Origin of the sequence: Arthrobacter cryoconiti, assembly GCF_020905375.1 — a bacterium.
Taxonomy (GTDB): domain Bacteria; phylum Actinomycetota; class Actinomycetes; order Actinomycetales; family Micrococcaceae; genus Specibacter; species Specibacter cryoconiti.
In genome coordinates this window covers 11,946-28,734 of record NZ_JAJJBU010000004.1, presented here as the reverse complement: position 1 = coordinate 28,734, position 16,789 = coordinate 11,946, and the positions used below count along the sequence as shown (strand labels likewise).

Here is a 16,789-nt window from a genome sequence, read left to right as displayed (position 1 = left end):
CCAGTCTACGGCGAGACGCGCCTAGGACTTGTACAGCTTGGCAATGAGCTTTGGGTCGACGATTTCGGTCCGAATAACTTCGCTTAGCGCCTCGGCAGTCGTCACGATCCCGGTTCGGCGTTTCACTTCCTTACGAATCTGCTCAAGCATCGGCTCCGCGAGGATCAAGCCCAAGAGCGCCCCCGGCTCGGTTGCTGCCCGATGCTTCCAAAGATCGTCAATCCTGCGCCGTTTTAGGGCCTCTCGATGCAAAAAGAACATCATGGCAGCATTCGTCTCCAGCGGTTTCGGTCCTAGCAGATCAACCTCAAACGCCATGTTCACCACAACGGGCAGGCCGCCGGTGAGGTGATAGGCCTGCCAGACGGAACCGTTGGTTAACACCATCCACTCCACGCCCTCGTTCACCGCATACATCTGAACTTGGCGAAGGTGACGTTCATTGAGTTTTTGACTGATACGTTTCACCTCAATGAAGGCCACCAACTGCTTGTCGATTCTGACGCCGTAATCAGCGAAGTCTTGCTTGACCATGTACTCCGTTGTCAGGTCGTTGAACTTGTCATAGTCCAAGCCCTCGCAGAGCATGTCCTTGACTACAAGACGGGTATCGCCTTCGTTGGCGTCACGGCTACGGAGTTCACTCAGGGGCACCATGTAGCGCGCAATCGCTTCGCGGACCTGGACCATGGCGGCCAGCTCCCATTTGGGGACCCTGCTGAGCGTGGCAGGCTTTTCACGTTCCCGGGATAACTTCGCTTTGAGTTGCCCGGAAGGCTTCCGTTCCAGAGGCATGGCATCATCCAACACGAGAACCGATGTAATCGTTTTCAGATCCGTCCCCGACGGTACTTTTAGTTCATCTGGCAACTGCATATGGGGGTCAACTAGCCCAAAAGTGGCTTGACTCATGAGCCAGTTCAACGTTGCCGCCCAACCCAGAACTGCATTTGAGTCAAAATCTAGAACTTCCGCACTCTTTACTGCGGCAACTTTTTCCAATTGATCCGCGTCCGGAACCACAAACCCTGATTCCGCAGCGATCACGGCCCACCCGGTCAACGCCTGCAGTCTGGCTTGCGCTTTCGAATCCAAATTTCCCAATGCAACCGTCCCCTTGCCCATTGTTCGAACCATCAGGTTTTAGCCACGGAGTCAAGCGCAGCCGTGGTGCGGCCTCTGCGGGCCAGTCCAAGACTGAACACGCCATTATGAACCGTCCAAACACACCAAAGTCACGGCGTTTTCCCAGGATAATTTCTGTTCTCCATTAGGTATTGAGCAGGCAAATGGAGATAATTGATAAGAGCTTCGCCGCCTGAGGCCAGATGCATTCTTCGGTGGCACCCAAAGCTCGGCGCCACATGCCCGAGTCCATTGAGACAGTAAACTCCCAAGGAGCTTGCCCCGCGTGTTTTTCAAAACTTTTGGGTGGTCGTTCGCGATCACCGGTGTTGCCCTCGTCGTCGCGTTCCTTTATGGCGGCGTTCAAGCTCTAATCGTGTGTGCCATCTTGGGTGTACTGGAGATTAGCTTGAGTTTTGACAATGCGGTGGTCAACGCCCGTATCTTGGAAAAGATGAGCCGTTTTTGGCAGACAATCTTCTTGACGGTCGGTATTCTGATCGCTGTTCTAGGTATGCGAATTGCCTTCCCACTGTTGATCGTCGGCGTGACAGCAAACCTCAATCCCGTCGAAGCCATACAACTGGCCCTCGAAAAAGGCGACATTCACACGGCTGGTAGCTATGCCTATCTGCTCCATGATGCGCATCCGCAGATCGCCGCATTCGGCGGAGTCTTCCTGCTCATGCTTTTTCTTGACTTCATGTTTGAGGAGCGCGAAATCCACTGGCTGGGTTTCATCGAAAAGCCTTTGGCCTTCATTGGGCGCCTCCATGGGGCATCCATGGCAATCGCGCTAGCCGTCCTGGTCGTGTCCGCTGCCATGGTGCGCCCGGGCAAGGAAATCGATGTTCTCATCGCCGGAATCCTTGGCATGGTCACGTATCTGCTGGTCAACGGTCTGGGCGAGCTGTTTGACGTAGACGGCGACGGCGACACCGATAGTGACGATACCGATATCGAAGCCACTGCCATTTCCAAGAAGTCCAACAAGGGTGTGGGCAAGGCCGTCGGCAAGGCTGCCTTCATGCTCTTTCTCTACTTGGAGGTTATTGATGCGTCGTTCTCCTTCGACGGCGTGATTGGCGCTTTCGCCATTACCTCTGACCCCATCGTGATTGCTTTGGGCCTTGGCTTGATCGGTGCCATTTTCGTTCGGTCGTTGACGGTCTTTTTGGTCCGCGAAGGAACTCTGGACGAATACCGATACTTGGACCATGGCGCGCATTGGGCTATCGGCGCCTTGTCTGTCATCTTGTTGTTGACGATCAGCATCGAGGTCAGTGAAATTATTACCGGCGTTATTGGCGTGGTCTTCATCGGCGCCGCGTTTATTTCCTCGATCATCCGCAACAAACGTTCCAATCACGAAACCGCGGATAAAGTAGATCAATTTTCCAACTAATCTAGGAGAGAAAATCATGGGACTTAGCTTGAAAAAGGGCCAGTCACTTTCACTGAAGAAGAACGACGGCGCGTCGCTCACCCGAGTGCGAATGGGCTTGGGCTGGGATTCGGCGGCACCGGTGAAGCGTGGCTTTTTTGGTAACAAGAAGGCCGCTGAAATCGACTTAGATGCTTCGGCCATTTTCTTTGATCAGCAAGGCAAAGCCCTTGACACGGTATTCTTCAACCAGCTTCAGAGCAAGGATGCCTCCACCCGCCACACGGGTGACAACCTGACAGGTGAGGGCGAAGGCGACGACGAGACCATCCTGGTCGACTTGAGCGCAGTCTCCCCCGCTGTCCAACAAATAGTTTTTGTCATCAGCAGTTACACCCAGCAGACGTTTGACCAAGTCGAGAACGCGTTTTGCCGACTGATTGACGATTCCTCCGCAGGCTCCCCCGAGGTGGCCCGCTTTCAGCTCACTGATGCTGGGACACACACAGCAATGATCATGGCTAAAGTTTCCCGCGAGGGCAGTGGATGGTCATTCAAGGCCATTGGAGACCGCGCCAACGGGCGCACCGTCATGGACCTCATTCAGCCTGCCGCCGCAGCACTCTAACAATCAACATCAGCGTCACAACACAAAAGGAGTCCCCGTCATGGCATCTTTGACACTGTCCAAGGGCAGCAATCTCTCCCTCACCAAGGCTGATCCCGGCCTGCAGATCGCCATGGTTGGCCTTGGCTGGGACCCTCGCACCACCAGCGGCGCCGACTTCGATCTGGATGCATCGGCAATTCTGGTCGGCAAAAACGGCAAGGTCCGTAATAACGACGACTTCATCTTCTACAACCAGCTAGAAGCAAAAGACGGCTCCGTGGTTCATCAAGGAGACAACCGGACCGGCGACGGAGACGGAGACGATGAGCAGATCCTCATCAATCTCAATACGGTGTCCCCCGACGTCGAACGAGTGGTCATTGTGGTCTCGATCGACCAGGCGGAAGCCCGGCATCAGAACTTTGGCCAGATCCGAGATGCTTACTGCAGGGTGGTCAACCAGGACAACGACGTTGAGATTGTCCGTTACGACCTCTCCGAGGATGCCGCAGCAGAGACGTCGATGATCTTTTCAGAGATTTACCGTAATGGTGCCGAATGGAAATTCCGGGCGGTAGGGCAGGGCTACGCAAGCGGCCTGCATGGCATCGCCACAGACTTTGGCATCTCCTTGGATTAGTCCCATCCAAGCAACCATTCATTTAGAGAAACCGTAGCTTCCACCAAAGATGAAGGAAACGAACTAATGGCTGGACTTACTCTTACAAAAGGCAACAATCTTTCTCTCACGAAGGTCGATCCCGGCCTCCAAAAGGTCTTGGTAGGTCTTGGCTGGGACCCCCGCACCACCACGGGTGAGGCTTTCGACCTAGATGCGTCAGCGCTTCTGGTTGCAACTAACGGCAAGGTGCGCTCCGGTGATGACTTCATCTTCTACAACCAGCCTTCCGCTAAAGACGGTTCAGTGGTCCATCTCGGTGATAACCGCACAGGAGACGGCGACGGCGACGACGAGCAGATCGCGGTTGACCTCTCCAAAATTGCCGCAGACGTTGAGCGCGTAGTCATTGTGGTCTCGATCGATCAGGCAGATGCGCGTGGCCAAAACTTCGGCCAGGTCCGGGGAGCCTATTGTCGAGTGGTCAACCAGATGACTGAGACGGAACTTGTCCGTTTTGATTTGAGCGAGGATGCAGCGCCCGAAACATCCATGCTCTTTGCTGAGATCTACCGCAACGGACAAGAATGGAAGTTCAAGGCCGTCGGCCAAGGATACGCCGCCGGCTTGGCCGGAATTGCTAAAGATTTTGGCGTTCCGCTGGGCTAGCGTTCCCTTCTTCCGATCGCCGATGCTTCGGCGAACTACTCCGTATGCGCCGCCCGAAAAGAAAATGGTTTATTCATGACTTCTCCTCTGACTCCTCCCAGTGATGCCGAAGTTTCTTTGGTTTTGAAAGCTCCCGACGCCCCAGAAATCGTCGCGCCGGAGCTCGCCCCCGGAATGGTACCGGTACCGGTTGAACGCCAAACCGAAATCACCCGCCAGGCCAGTGAATATATCTCTGAAATAGCCACTATGGATGCCCGCAGCCCAGATTTCAGCGCCAAAGTGGACGGCATTTCCAAGCTTGCCGGCTCGGAGATGACCAACTCCTCAGATGCTTCCAGCCGCATGTTGGAGCGCTCAAGCACATCTGTGGCGGGGGCAAAGAGGAGTGGCAACAGTGCACAGGCCCAGGTCGCCGGCACTTTGAACGATCTGCGCACCACGGTGGAGGACCTCACCCCCAACAATGCAGATTTGAGTGTCGGCCGCAAGATCCTTGGCATCATTCCAGGCGGCAACAAGTTGGCCAAGTACTTTCAAAAGTACGAGTCGGCACAGACTCAAATCGATGCCATCATCAAATCTCTCATGGCTGGCCAGGACGAGTTGTTGAAGGACAATGCTTCGCTGGCTGGGGAGAAAGTCAAGCTGTGGGAGACCATGCAGAGCCTGAGCGAGTATGCAGTGTTCGCTAAAGCCCTCGATGCCGCCTGTGTTGAGAAGATTGACTCAACTCGGGCCAGCGGTGCGGTGGAGCAAGCACAGAAGCTAGAGGCTGATGTCCTGTTCCCCATTCGGCAGCGCCATCAGGACATCCTGACCCAACTCGCTGTGTCAGTCCAGGGCTACTTGGCCATGGACTTGATCCGCAAAAACAACCTTGAGCTGATCAAGGGCGTTGATCGGGCCAGGACCACCACCATTTCCGCCCTGCGTACGGCCGTGATCGTGGCCCAAGCCTTGGCTAACCAGAAGATGGTGCTGGATCAGATCGACGCGATCAACACGACCACAAACAATATGATCCTCAAGACTTCCGAGATGCTCAAGGATCAGACGGTTCGCATCCACCAGCAGGCAGCCAACTCCGGCGTCAGCGTGGAAACACTGCAAAAGGCGTTCGACAACGTTTTTGCCACGATGGATGCCATTGACACGTTCCGCGCGTCTGCCGCAAAGAACATGGAAGGCACGGTACAGGCTCTAGAAGTCGGACTGGCCAAGGCAAAGCCATACCTGGAACGTTCACGCCAGTCTGACCGGGAGTAGCCTAGGAGTTTCGACGACGATGTGTGAGGTTTGAACGATGATTGGCCGTTTCATGGGTGGTTTGTTTGGCGGTGACCCGATACCTCAGGTGCAAGTTTCCGCACAGGTGCCAGGTTCCCCGCAGGCGAGCACTGCCGAGCAGGAGATTGCGGAGATGAGCTCTTCGGCGGACCGACTTCGCGCGTCGGTTCTCCGTTCCGGCAGCCAGCTGCCTCCTTTGCTGACGTCCCAGTTACGACACTTGGGTGACCTCATGCACCAAGCCGTGATCGACATTGGCGTACATGGAAGTTCAACCGAACAACGAGTCCTTCTAAACACCATGATTTGCAGTTACGTGCCAACACCCCTGCAGACGTATCTGTCGTTGCAGCCAGCACACCACGAGGAGAAATCACGGGCAACTTTCATGCTCGCTGAACAACTGGCCACGCTGGAGGAAACCCTCACCGACCTGCTCAACCAGATCCGTATTGGTGCTGTGGAGGAACTCTCCACGCACGGACGTTTCCTCGCGGACAAGTTCGCCAGTCAGGACGCCGCCTTGCGACTCGAACACACACCCGAGAACCACGGGCAAGAAGGTTTTGTGTCAGCACCCCAGCCACTCGTCGAGAGGGATCCATTGCGTTTGGAAGGCCAGCCATGGCGTCGTTGATTTCCGGGGCCAACGCGGCCCTTACCGTTGAGAACCCCGGCTTGGACCACGTGGTCGTCGGAATGAACTGGGAGAGCATACCCAGCAACGGGCCCCGCGCCGAATTTGTCCCGTTTGCTGTCATGTGTGGAGCTGATGGACGCGCAGTTTCCAATGATCACTTGGTTTTCTTCAACCAACTACTTAGCTCCGACGCCGCACTCGCCTTTGTTGGAGATGAAGATCAAGAACAAATCGACGTGGAGCTCAGCCGTGTTCCGACGGAAATCTCCAAGATTGTGTTCTTTGTCTATGTTGATCCTGAAGTGCGTGGCAAGGGAACCTTTGCCTCGGTACGAAACTCACACATCAGAGTGTCAACGGCAACAAGGAAAGAACTGGTCCGCTTTGACCTCCCTGCCGGAAAGCAGGAATCCGTGACGGCCATGATCTTCGGTGAACTGTACCGCCATCGGACAGACTGGAAGTTCCGCGCACTGGGTCAGGGGTACACCACTGGACTAACCGGTGTGGCCAAAGACTACGGAATCAGTCTCTAGCCATGGTCAATCGGCAAGATCCTCTCCGAATAGACGTCCCGTTTATGCGCAGACGGGTAAAGCAGACACCGGCGTCGAGCACTGCGGCGGTGGCTGACACCGGACAAAGCCAGCGTGTTCAGACTGTGACTGGGCACCAGCAGCCACAAGGGCTGCATCTGAGGGCTCCGTCTTCCTCCGCGTCGCCTCATGCGCTCCAGCCGGCGACTGTCCCGTCAAGATCAGCGCCTGTCTCCGGCCTGTCCCTGGCACGCAACTCGCCGGCGTCGTCTGCTTCTTCTCCAAGTCCGGAATTGGATGCCGTGCATCAGGGCGCCAAAGTTGAAAAAAACCAGGCTGCCCTGCTGTTTCCGGCCCCTAAAATTCGGGACACTTACGAACTCAACCTCAACGAGCAAGTGTTGCGGTTGACGGCGTTGGAGTCAGCGGTAGGAACCCTGGTGGTCAGCGGCAGTACTGCTGTGGCGTGGGAGAGTGTGCGGCACGTTGTTGGCGCTGCGGACGTCCTGGGTAACACGGCCGGCACACCCATTATGACTGCCGGTAACAGAGCGTTAGTAGGTTACGAGAAACAAACGGCCCTTATCCCACTCAGGCACATACGTGAACTACGTCGTGCCATCTTTATCAACCGCGGTAACTCCCCTATGGGTGTACAAATATTCAACGGGGCGTCCGTGGCAATACCGCCCCCAGCCAATGGCGTTCAATTTGTGCTGCTGGCACACCGGATCGCCAATCTGCTAGAGCTGCGAGCGGAACCTGTCCCCATCGCCTGGACGGATCAGCAAATTTGGCAAGAGTTTGACTTTACGATGACCCACCAAGCCCCTGTGTCCAACTACCGCCGCTAAAGTGCCTTAGAGTGCAGCCGCTCTCGGCAACCGTACTATCGAGGCCACTTGTGGGTACTCCGCCAGAAAGGACCCATGCGACACTTCCCCAACATTCACGATCCCGAGCTCTCGCGGCTCTTCTACAAGGAGCCGCAGGAACTCCGCGTTGACAGCGATCGTTTGGTGCTGGCAGTTGGTTTGGGTGCCACTCTATATACCCCCGCAAACCGTGCAGACCTTGTCAAGGACATCCTGCGCCAGCGGGATTTGGGGTGCACCAGCCTGGTGCTTTGCCTTGAGGACTCCATCCCGGACGCAGAAGTTTCCGCAGCAGAGAAAAATGTGGTGGGAGCAATAAGACTCTTACAGCAAACTCACGACGATCTGCCTCTGCTGTTCGTGCGCGTCCGCACGGCCGAACAAATGATTTCTCTTAGCCGGAGCATCGGTGCCGCCATGAAGGTACTGACAGGCTTTGTGATCCCCAAGTTTGACAATGAATTAGGACGTGGACAGAGCTTCATCGATGCTCTCCACCAAGTCCAAGTCGAATCCGGGTTTGACGGAAACCATGGCGGACGGCGCCTGCAAATCATGCCCATTTTGGAATCAACGGCCGTGATCCACCTACAAACCCGTGAAAAGGCGCTAAACAACATTTTCAAGTTATTGACCGCCAACCGGGCAGACGTACTATCTGTACGGATAGGCGCTACGGATATGTCCAGCGCGTTTGGTCTTCGCCGGTCCCGTGACCTGACGATTTACGACGTCCACGTCGTTGCGGGCGTTATCGGTGACATCGTCAACGTCCTGGGCCGCCCAGACGGCGGGTTCGCCATCTCGGGCCCCGTTTGGGAACACTATTCCAACACCGAGCGCGTCCTGCGCCCACAGTTACGAGCCACTCCCTTCGCCGCGCCGTCCGAGAGAGAACTACGCACCAGGATCATGACCGAGAATTGGGACACGCTAATCCGTGAAATTGAGCTAGATCTGGCCAACGGCCTGGTCGGCAAGACAGTCATCCATCCCTCCCACATAGCCCTTGTGCACGCACTGAACGTGGTTAGTCATGAGGAGTTCCTTGACGCGGAAGCAATTGCAGGCAACAGTCGTGGCGGAGCGACGGCCTCACCCTACGGCAACAAGATGAATGAGATGAAGCCACACCGAGCGTGGGCGCACCGGACGCTGCTAAGGGCCGACGCCTTCGGCGTCTCGAATCCGGGAATCACCTTTGTGGACCTCTTGGAAGCGTGCATGTCATGACCACCGAAAAGGAAACGATTAAGGACAATCCCGCGTGGACCGGAAGTTTCGTGGCCCGCGAACTTGGCGTGCGCATTAGCAGTGATCCATCGGGAGCCGTGGCAGTTGCGGACCTCGTGGGTTTGGCCTTGCGGCGCAACCCACGGCGCGCCCATCTGCTGGTGTCAACGGTTCTTGCCAAACATGTTCCCACGGAGCCCCTGCTGGTCAAGGCTGTAGGGGAATTGTTGGGCGTCTTCGTGGCGCGGTCCTTGGGTGGCTTGCTGCCGAGCCGTGACTACGGCGACGACGGTGAGACACTGGACGTACTTTTAGGATCGGCTACCATCGCGCTCACTCACGCGTTATCCAGCAACGGCGCGTCCAGGGTTCTCGCCATTGCAACATTTGCGGCGCAGGTGAAACGGCTTCGCGTCGAAATCCCGGATGCGATTGTGATTGGGTACGCGGAAACTGCCACGGGTTTAGGCCGCCTAGTGGCTAATTCACTGGGCTCCTATTACATTCACTCCACGCGCCACGCCACCCCAGGGGTGGTCCAGACTACTGGCTTTGAGGAGGGCCATTCACACGCTACTTCGCACCGAATGGTGCCTACCGATCCGGGCTGGCTGGATCGATCCGGCCCTTTGGTCTTGGTCGACGACGAACTAAGTACCGGCTCCACGGTCATCAATACCATTCGGTCGCTGCATTCGATGGTTCACCGACCGACGTATGTGGTGGCGACGCTTATTGACGTCAGATCAGCGGCGGACCGCGAGCGCTTTAACACATTGGCTGCTGAGTTGGACTGTCGCATTATCACGGCAACTCTGGGGACCGGCAGCATTGAACTTGGTCCGGACATCCTGGACCGAGCTGCGGAAATTATTTCCGGAGTCTCTGCTCCGTCCTTGGTGCTCACCGGGACGGGCAGAACGTCCTTACTGGAACTCACGGCGCAGGACATCGCCCCTGTCCGCAGCGACCGCTTTGGTTCTGCGGAACCCCCGCCAGCCGCTGACATGGCTTTAGTCGCACGTCGAGTGGCTGCGTTTATAGAGGACAACGGCTGCTCTGGACCCGTCGTTGTGCTCGGTTGTGAGGAGAACATCTACTTTCCGCTGACCGTGGCTGAAGAGTTAGCTGCTCTTCGGCCCGACTTCGACGTTCGTTTTTCCACCACGACGCGTTCACCAATTGTTCCCATCAACAGGGCCGATTACGCCATCGCCGATTCGCTCATGTTCGCCAGCCATGACAATACGGTGGATGGACCAGGGCAACGGTTTGCTTACAATCTTCAAGGAATGAGCCCCCGTAACGGGACTATTGTGGTGTTTCCTGAACCGGGCGTTGATGCTGACACGATTATCTCGGGCCGCCCAGATGCCGGATTGCAAGGGTTGATGCCAGCACTTGCAACTGCAGCGGATGACGTGCTGGCAGTCCTCCTACCCGCGAATTATCCCCTGCCTTCCCTCCCAGCCAAGGACAAGCAATGAACGGGCCAAGTTTCCCACCACCTCTGACAAGTCCGGCGTTTGGTTCCTACGCACCCGAGGAAGTTTCATGGCTGCTCAAGGACCTTAGCCACGTGAAGTTGGAAGCATCCACGGCGGTTCGTGAACAGGCCATTCAGTCAGGCGCAGCCAATTACGCTCAATCTCTACCGGTCGAATACACGCCCAGCGCTGACTATCAAACGCTTTATCGGCAAGGGCTCGAACGCTCCAGTACTCGCATTGCCACCGCGGTGGGGGTCGTGACTGAGCTTGGACTTTCGGCCCGAAACAATGAACCCGTCTTGGTCTCCTTGGCACGTGCCGGCACACCAATAGGGATATTGATGCGCCGGTGGGCACAGCAGATGCACGGGATCGACGTACCCCATTTCACCATGAGCATTGTGCGCGGTGTGGGCCTGGACCAGACGGCGTTGCGCTATCTGGGGGCACATTTTGACCCCAGCCGGATTCTGTTTGTAGACGGCTGGACGGGGAAAGGAGCCATTTCCCGGGAACTTGCAGCGGCTCTCGACGCCTTTGAACTCAGCGACGGCGTACGCTTCCGCCCCGATCTGGCCGTCCTGGCAGACCCGGGGCACTGCGCGCAAATGTATGGCACACGGGAGGACTATCTCATCCCGTCGGCGTGCCTTAATTCCACCGTCTCGGGATTGATTTCGCGAACCGTCTTCAATACCGATCACATTGCCTCGGATGAATTTCATGGGGCAAAATTCTATGCAGAGCTCGTTGCCAGTGACGTTTCCGCCGAGTTCTTGGACGCGATATCGGCGAACTTCAACGCAGTGAGTGACGACGTTCGCTTGGCACACAAGGAAATGCTGGCCTCCGACCGCTCGCCCACGTGGATGGGTTGGGAAGCTGTAGAGCGCATCAGCAAGGAGTACGGCATCAACAATGTGAACCTAGTCAAGCCAGGCGTTGGAGAGACCACTCGAGTGTTATTGCGTCGGGTGCCATGGCGGGTGCTGGTTAACCCCGATGCCCGGGATGACGTGGCCCATGTGCTTTTGTTAGCACAGCAGCGCGGCACACCTGTGGAGGAAGTCGCGGGCCTGCCCTACAGTTGCGTAGGGCTTATCCACCCGTTGTATGACAAAAGTGCCGTTGGTGCCGATGGAAAGGCTGTCCACCATGCATGAGGCAAGTTCGCCTCGAACCGTCATGGTGGCTTGCGACCTTGACCGCACGCTGATTTACTCCAAAAACGCGCTGTGGCTGGAAGGGGCTGACAAGGATGCTCCGCGATTGGTCGTCTCCGAGGTCTACAAAGGTAGTCCACTCTCCTACATGACAGGTGCGGCCGAGGAGCTTTTGCGCACCATCATGGATTGGGCCATTTTTGTTCCCGTCACCACTCGCACACATGCCCAGTACCAGCGCGTCCAGCTACCAAAAACGAACACCCAGCCGGTGACCGAGTATGCGATCGTCGCTAATGGCGGAGTCATCTTGCACCAAGGGGAACCAGACCCCCAGTGGCAAAAGCACATCGCCAAGCAGATAGCCGCAAACTGTTCACCTCTGGAAATGATTGCGGCCCATCTTTCCAAGCCTGAATTTCAGGCTTGGATCCTGAACGTGCACAACGCAACTGATCTGTTTATATATGCCATCACGGACCGAGCTGCCATCCCCACCGAGTTTCTTACAGAGCTCGAGATTCTGTGCCAGGGATCCGGCTGGTCAACCTCTCTCCAGGGTCGAAAGCTGTACTGCGTACCGAACCCGGTGAATAAGGCCGACGCGCTGGCCGAACTCGCCCGGCGGACCAATGCGGACACGGTACTTGCAGCCGGCGATTCCCTCTTGGACCAGGAAATGCTTGCGCAAGCGGACCTGGCCTTCCGGCCTCTGCACGGCGAATTGCACGATGCCTGCTGGCAAGCTCCCAACCTTCAGCTCACCGATGTACGTGGCGTGCTTGCTGGCGAGCAAATTCTCCAACGAATACTCGCCGTCCTCCAGTCCCAACTGGGGGCCGACCGCAATGCAGCGCGCCGGCGAGCCGATAAACTGTAGCTTCACCCGTTTTCTTCCCCGCGAAAGAGCGCTGCCCTGTGCCCAAGTCCCATCCAAGCAAGACCCGCACCACCGCAGCTAAGCACTCTTTTAGGTCAACGGACGTCATGATGGGAGCAGTGCTGGCTTCCGTTTTGATCGTGAGCACTGCGTGTGGGAGCACGTCGGCGCCTACCGTGCGTCCGGCGTCGCCCGTCTCCACCTCAGCGTCCGCCTCGGCACTGCCCAGCGGAACGCCGTCGCCCACCAACTCAGCGCCGTCCACTACGGCTCCTGCTGGCGCAAATGGAACCCTCGCCGGGAACATCGAATCCAGCGCCAAAGCACTCAGTCTCCTGGCCACTTTGCCGCTCAAGGGCCGGGCGCCGAAGACGGGCTACAGCCGCGCCGAGTTCGGTCAGGCGTGGGCCGATGTCGATAAGAATGGCTGCGATACCCGTAACGACATTTTGAACCGTGACCTCACCGCGAAAACTTTTAAGGCTGGCACCCGCGACTGCTTGGTGCTCACCGGGATCTTGGCGGACCCCTACACGGGGAAAACCATTGATTTTGTCCGCGGAGCCGCCACCAGCTCCAAGGTGCAGATCGACCACGTGGTGGCTTTGAGCGATGCTTGGCAAAAGGGTGCCCAGCAGCTTTCCAGCGCCCAACGCACAGCCCTTGCTAATGACCCGTTGAATCTGCTGGCCGTGGATGGTGCGGCAAACCAACAAAAGAGTGACGGCGATGCTGCCACGTGGCTCCCCGCCAATAAGTCGTATCGCTGTGAGTACGTCAGCTTGCAAATATCAGTGAAAGCCGCCTACAACATGTGGGTCACACAAGCCGAACACGATGCCATGGCGCGGGTATTGACCCTTTGCTCCGGAGCACAAACATCAACAACCCCTCCGCCCCCAGCTCCTGCTCCTGCGCCCGCTCCTGCTCCACAGCCTGCGCCCGCTCCTGTTCCTGCCCCGGCTGTGGCACCGATCGCTCCCGCCCCTCCGGCCATCGGGCCACAACCGTTTTACAAAAACTGTTCGGCTGTGCGCGCGGCCGGGAAAGCCCCTATTCACAAAGGCGACCCCGGGTTCTTGTCCAAGTTTGACGGCGATGGCGACGGGATAGGCTGCGAGTAGCGTCGATACTATCCAAGGCCGCTGGAGGGACACTGGCAAGCTGCACCAGATTGGCTAAAATCGAAGTGTGGGCGCACGCGATGAACAGCCGGTGGTCCCGGCCCTGTGGATCCGCAACGACAGTCAAATATTGCCGTTGTGGTGGGATCGGCTGTGCGCCCAGATGGGTCAGCAATCAGCTTCGCGTTATTCCAACGGACTCTTTAGCCAGGACAGGCGCCGACCTATTGCCCAGTGGCACAATCCAGCTCTGGACGCAGCGTTGTTGGTAGCCATCGAGACCAGTCCGGAATGGCCCGTCCAGCGGTTTGGAATTTTCTATGCGCCCCCAGGGGTCGGATTCACTAAAGTCACCATGAACCACCATCAATGGTTTACGCGAACCCCACACAAGTCGCCTACCGAAGAAGAGGCGTTCGCAGCATCCATTGCTTCGGCGGAGGCCTTCTTGCAGGTGGAGATGGACTTCATCTAAGCGCTCCACGCCATCTTCAGCCCCAAGAAAACCATCACTACGGCAATTATGGCGTCCAAAACACGCCATGCACCGGGCTTGGCAAAAACAGGCCGCAACGCTCGTGCGCCGAAGCCCAGAGCGCCAAACCACAGAACACTCCCGATGACTGCTCCTGTCCCGAACCACCACCGTAATTCTCCATGTTGATTGGCAAGGCTGCCTAGCAACAACACGGTATCCAAATACACGTGTGGGTTCAGCCAAGTCAACGTCAGCACAGTGACAAGTACGGCCTTACGGCTCAGCGATCCTTGTTGGACTCCCGCATTCAAGGTACCCGGCCGCAGGGCACGTTTAGCCGCCAGTGCGCCATAAGCGAGCAGGAACGCAGCCCCGGCTAACCGAATCACCACTACCACTGCCGGAACTGCTTGGACCAGCACACCGATGCCAAAAATACCCGCAACTATCAGGACTACGTCACTGAACATGCACACGAGGACCACCAGGAGTACATGCTCGCCTCGAATGCCTTGTCGCAGAACAAAGGCATTTTGCGCCCCGATCGCAATTATCAGGGCCAGGCCAGCACCCAAACCGGTGGAAAGCGTGGCAAGTACGTTCAGTAGGGTCATGGTTTCGAAGCTACTAGAATGACCAAATGAAATACAGCTACTTTTTTGATAGATAGATAAGGATTGCTAATGTCGAGTTTCCAAACTGATCAATTGCGCACCTTCCTTGCGGTTCTTGAGCACGGGACTTTCGACGCCGCCGCGAAAGAATTGTGTGTGAGCGCGTCTGCCGTTTCGCAGCGAATTAAGGCCATGGAGCAGGCTGCCGGACAGGTCCTGCTGGTACGGGCCACACCCGTTCGATCCACGGCGGCCGGCATGGCAGTACAAAAGCTGGCCCGCCAGCTTCGTCAACTTGAAAGTGACTGTGCAGCGGAATTAGGACTTGGTGGAAAGCCCGGGGCCGCCATTGCGATGGCTGTCAACGCTGACTCACTGGCCACCTGGTTCATCGATGCCCTGGGAGCCGTTCCCGCCAGTGAGAGACACAGCTTTGAGGTTTTGCGTGAAGATGAACAGCATTCAGCGGCCCTCTTGCGTTCTGGTGAGGTCATGGCAGCGGTGACTGCCACGTCGGACCCCGTCCAGGGTTGTTCCGTTCGCTACCTTGGCGCTTTAGAATACAAGGCTGTGGCGTCAGCAGAGTTTATGACCCGGTTCTTCCCGGCAGGGTTCGACTCCTCGCTGCTTTCAGCGGCACCCGTCGTCCAGTTTGATCGGACAGATACCCTACAGAGCAACTTTTTCAAGGCCTTGACAAATGGAAGTCTCACGGGGTCCCAACGGTTCATCCCCGATCCCAGCACGTTTGCTGTCGCGATCGAGCATGGGCTTGGCTGGGGTCTGCTGCCGGAAGCCAATTGTCGCGAAGGCCTGGGCTCGGGCAAGCTGGTGGAGTTGGTGCCCGGGCTGACCACCCGGATTCCGCTCTATTGGCAGCGCTGGAAAATACAATCCCCCGCGCTCGATGCGCTCACCGCTGCCGTCACCACGACGGCGGCCGCCGCGCTCTCATGATCTAGCGCAGGGACCGGCTGATGGTTCGAAAAGGTGGCGTGGGAACAAATACCGCACGGCCCCCAGGACAGCGTGTGGCAGGGCGGCTCGCTCCCCTGTCACACTGAACATGTGCTCTCATCATTGCGAGTACATGCCCTCACGACGCAAGGACAGCGCGCATGCCCGGCCTCACCCATCAACGACACAACCAGCTGGTGCTGGTGGTCGGACAGCTTCTCTCCGGCGTGGGCGTTGCCTCCGGAATTTCGGTGGGCGGTATTCTGGCCGCTCAACTGGCAGGTACGACTGCAGCTTCAGGCTTCGTCCAAACGGCCTCCACTTTGGGCGCTGGATTGGTTGCTGTACCACTAGCCAATCTTGCCATTCGCGCCGGGCGCCGCTGGGCCCTGAGCGCTGGCTTTGCACTCGGCGCAACGGGAGCTGCCATTGTTCTCCTCGCGGCTGCCGTGGGCCAGTTCTGGATGATGGCCGTGGGCATGCTGCTCTTTGGTGCAGCCAGCGCCTCGGGCCTTCAAGCCCGTTACGCAGCAGTTGACGGGGCTGCTCCGGAAAAGGCCGGCCGGGCCATGGCAATCGTCATTTGGGCCACCACTATCGGGTCGGTGGCCGGACCCAATCTCTCCGAACCCGGGCGTCTCTTGGGTATCAGCATTGGCATTGTGCCGCTTTCCGGGCCCTTCATCTTCTCGCTGATCGCCTTCATCACAGCTTCTTTGGTCATCGCAGTGTTCTTTCTGGGAACCCCCGCCTCGCACAAGCCCACACTCCGCAGGATCCCCACCCGAAAGATCGGGGCTTGGGCGGCACTTCACTTGGCTTCTGGCAATCCAAACGCTCTTTTTGCCATGGCCTCAGTCACTGGCGGACACATGATTATGGTGGGCGTGATGGTCATGACGCCGGTAGCTATGAACGCCCACGGGCACTCATTGCAGATCATCGGCATAGTCATCAGTTTGCACATTTTAGGCATGTACGCGGCCAGTCCCTTGTTCGGTTGGTTGGTCGATAAAGTTGGCGCACGACGCGTAGTCATGCTGGGGTGCGGTATTTTCTTGACGGCGATCTGACTTGGTGCCGCGGTTTCAGATTCCAGCAA

Annotated in this window: 18 protein-coding genes; 16 read left to right on the top strand and 2 right to left on the bottom strand. The window is 57.3% G+C overall.

Features of this window, described 5'->3' with window-relative positions; translation table 11 throughout:
- Nucleotides 1-21: 21 nt before the first annotated feature.
- Nucleotides 22-1,104: a type I restriction enzyme HsdR N-terminal domain-containing protein gene (locus LOH53_RS03095; protein WP_230066269.1), complete on the bottom strand. Its 1,083-nt coding sequence runs from the start codon at nucleotides 1,102-1,104 to the stop codon at nucleotides 22-24.
- A gap of 307 nt (nucleotides 1,105-1,411) precedes the next feature.
- Here LOH53_RS03095 and LOH53_RS03090 point away from each other — a divergent pair, with 307 nt between their 5' ends.
- The 14 genes from LOH53_RS03090 (at nucleotide 1,412) to LOH53_RS03025 (ending at nucleotide 14,113) form a co-directional block, all read left to right on the top strand.
- Complete coding sequence (locus tag LOH53_RS03090; protein ID WP_230066268.1) at nucleotides 1,412-2,530, top strand: DUF475 domain-containing protein; 1,119 nt, start codon at nucleotides 1,412-1,414, stop codon at nucleotides 2,528-2,530.
- 16 nt (nucleotides 2,531-2,546) lie between these two features.
- Nucleotides 2,547-3,137, top strand: coding sequence for a TerD family protein (locus LOH53_RS03085; protein WP_230066267.1), 591 nt, complete (start codon nucleotides 2,547-2,549; stop codon nucleotides 3,135-3,137).
- Between the two features lie 40 nt (nucleotides 3,138-3,177).
- On the top strand, nucleotides 3,178-3,759 hold the full coding sequence (locus LOH53_RS03080; protein ID WP_230066266.1) for a TerD family protein: 582 nt from the start codon (nucleotides 3,178-3,180) through the stop codon (nucleotides 3,757-3,759).
- Between the two features lie 66 nt (nucleotides 3,760-3,825).
- Complete coding sequence (locus tag LOH53_RS03075) at nucleotides 3,826-4,407, top strand: TerD family protein (RefSeq protein WP_230066265.1); 582 nt, start codon at nucleotides 3,826-3,828, stop codon at nucleotides 4,405-4,407.
- Nucleotides 4,408-4,482: 75 nt separating this feature from the next.
- Nucleotides 4,483-5,676 carry a toxic anion resistance protein gene (locus tag LOH53_RS03070; protein ID WP_230066264.1) on the top strand — a complete coding sequence of 398 codons (1,194 nt, stop codon included), beginning with the start codon at nucleotides 4,483-4,485 and terminating at the stop codon, nucleotides 5,674-5,676.
- A 37-nt stretch (nucleotides 5,677-5,713) separates the two neighbouring features.
- The gene (locus LOH53_RS03065; protein WP_230066263.1) at nucleotides 5,714-6,334 is read left to right on the top strand and encodes a hypothetical protein; all 621 of its coding nucleotides are present in this window, start codon (nucleotides 5,714-5,716) and stop codon (nucleotides 6,332-6,334) included.
- On the top strand, nucleotides 6,322-6,873 hold the full coding sequence (locus LOH53_RS03060) for a TerD family protein (protein ID WP_230066262.1): 552 nt from the start codon (nucleotides 6,322-6,324) through the stop codon (nucleotides 6,871-6,873). Before LOH53_RS03065 ends, LOH53_RS03060 begins: the two co-directional genes overlap by 13 nt.
- 2 nt (nucleotides 6,874-6,875) lie before the next feature.
- On the top strand, nucleotides 6,876-7,727 hold the full coding sequence (locus LOH53_RS03055; RefSeq protein WP_230066261.1) for a hypothetical protein: 852 nt from the start codon (nucleotides 6,876-6,878) through the stop codon (nucleotides 7,725-7,727).
- A 75-nt stretch (nucleotides 7,728-7,802) separates the two neighbouring features.
- Nucleotides 7,803-8,981: an HpcH/HpaI aldolase/citrate lyase family protein gene (locus LOH53_RS03050; RefSeq protein WP_230066260.1), complete on the top strand. Its 1,179-nt coding sequence runs from the start codon at nucleotides 7,803-7,805 to the stop codon at nucleotides 8,979-8,981.
- Nucleotides 8,978-10,468, top strand: coding sequence for a phosphoribosyltransferase domain-containing protein (locus LOH53_RS03045; protein ID WP_230066259.1), 1,491 nt, complete (start codon nucleotides 8,978-8,980; stop codon nucleotides 10,466-10,468). The genes LOH53_RS03050 and LOH53_RS03045 overlap by 4 nt, the downstream gene beginning before the upstream one ends.
- Nucleotides 10,465-11,634, top strand: a complete 1,170-nt coding sequence (locus LOH53_RS03040) for a cysteine protease StiP family protein (protein WP_230066258.1) — start codon at nucleotides 10,465-10,467, stop codon at nucleotides 11,632-11,634. Before LOH53_RS03045 ends, LOH53_RS03040 begins: the two co-directional genes overlap by 4 nt.
- Nucleotides 11,627-12,514 (top strand): HAD family hydrolase, encoded by an 888-nt coding sequence (locus tag LOH53_RS03035; protein ID WP_230066257.1) that lies wholly within the window; start codon nucleotides 11,627-11,629, stop codon nucleotides 12,512-12,514. Before LOH53_RS03040 ends, LOH53_RS03035 begins: the two co-directional genes overlap by 8 nt.
- Nucleotides 12,515-12,552: 38 nt before the next feature.
- Nucleotides 12,553-13,638 (top strand): GmrSD restriction endonuclease domain-containing protein, encoded by a 1,086-nt coding sequence (locus LOH53_RS03030; protein ID WP_230066256.1) that lies wholly within the window; start codon nucleotides 12,553-12,555, stop codon nucleotides 13,636-13,638.
- Between the two features lie 67 nt (nucleotides 13,639-13,705).
- Complete coding sequence (locus tag LOH53_RS03025; protein ID WP_230066255.1) at nucleotides 13,706-14,113, top strand: hypothetical protein; 408 nt, start codon at nucleotides 13,706-13,708, stop codon at nucleotides 14,111-14,113.
- Here LOH53_RS03025 and LOH53_RS03020 read toward each other — a convergent pair.
- Entirely contained in the window at nucleotides 14,110-14,730 is a 621-nt protein-coding gene (locus LOH53_RS03020; RefSeq protein WP_230066254.1) for a LysE/ArgO family amino acid transporter, read from the bottom strand. The two genes, LOH53_RS03025 and LOH53_RS03020, sit on opposite strands and share 4 nt — an antisense overlap.
- Before the next feature lie 69 nt (nucleotides 14,731-14,799).
- Between LOH53_RS03020 and LOH53_RS03015 the strand changes: the two genes are divergently transcribed.
- A complete protein-coding gene (locus LOH53_RS03015) occupies nucleotides 14,800-15,687 on the top strand; it encodes a LysR family transcriptional regulator ArgP (protein WP_230066253.1) in 888 nt (295 codons plus the stop codon).
- Nucleotides 15,688-15,848: 161 nt separating this feature from the next.
- A complete protein-coding gene (locus LOH53_RS03010) occupies nucleotides 15,849-16,760 on the top strand; it encodes an MFS transporter (protein WP_230066252.1) in 912 nt (303 codons plus the stop codon).
- The last annotated feature ends 29 nt before the right edge of the window (nucleotides 16,761-16,789 follow it).

What these genes read in the sequence shown, in the direction of transcription:
- LOH53_RS03060 (WP_230066262.1), top strand. Translation starts at nt 6,322, where the DNA reads ATGGCGTCGTTGATTTCCGGGGCCAACGCGGCCCTTACCGTTGAGAAC.
- LOH53_RS03040 (WP_230066258.1), top strand. Translation starts at nt 10,465, where the DNA reads ATGAACGGGCCAAGTTTCCCACCACCTCTGACAAGTCCGGCGTTTGGT.
- LOH53_RS03055 (WP_230066261.1), top strand. Translation starts at nt 6,876, where the DNA reads ATGGTCAATCGGCAAGATCCTCTCCGAATAGACGTCCCGTTTATGCGC.
- LOH53_RS03010 (WP_230066252.1), top strand. Translation starts at nt 15,849, where the DNA reads ATGCCCGGCCTCACCCATCAACGACACAACCAGCTGGTGCTGGTGGTC.
- LOH53_RS03015 (WP_230066253.1), top strand. Translation starts at nt 14,800, where the DNA reads ATGTCGAGTTTCCAAACTGATCAATTGCGCACCTTCCTTGCGGTTCTT.
- LOH53_RS03065 (WP_230066263.1), top strand. Translation starts at nt 5,714, where the DNA reads ATGATTGGCCGTTTCATGGGTGGTTTGTTTGGCGGTGACCCGATACCT.
- LOH53_RS03035 (WP_230066257.1), top strand. Translation starts at nt 11,627, where the DNA reads ATGCATGAGGCAAGTTCGCCTCGAACCGTCATGGTGGCTTGCGACCTT.
- LOH53_RS03070 (WP_230066264.1), top strand. Translation starts at nt 4,483, where the DNA reads ATGACTTCTCCTCTGACTCCTCCCAGTGATGCCGAAGTTTCTTTGGTT.
- LOH53_RS03020 (WP_230066254.1), bottom strand. Translation starts at nt 14,730, where the DNA reads ATGACCCTACTGAACGTACTTGCCACGCTTTCCACCGGTTTGGGTGCT.
- LOH53_RS03080 (WP_230066266.1), top strand. Translation starts at nt 3,178, where the DNA reads ATGGCATCTTTGACACTGTCCAAGGGCAGCAATCTCTCCCTCACCAAG.
- LOH53_RS03085 (WP_230066267.1), top strand. Translation starts at nt 2,547, where the DNA reads ATGGGACTTAGCTTGAAAAAGGGCCAGTCACTTTCACTGAAGAAGAAC.
- LOH53_RS03045 (WP_230066259.1), top strand. Translation starts at nt 8,978, where the DNA reads ATGACCACCGAAAAGGAAACGATTAAGGACAATCCCGCGTGGACCGGA.
- LOH53_RS03075 (WP_230066265.1), top strand. Translation starts at nt 3,826, where the DNA reads ATGGCTGGACTTACTCTTACAAAAGGCAACAATCTTTCTCTCACGAAG.
- LOH53_RS03050 (WP_230066260.1), top strand. Translation starts at nt 7,803, where the DNA reads ATGCGACACTTCCCCAACATTCACGATCCCGAGCTCTCGCGGCTCTTC.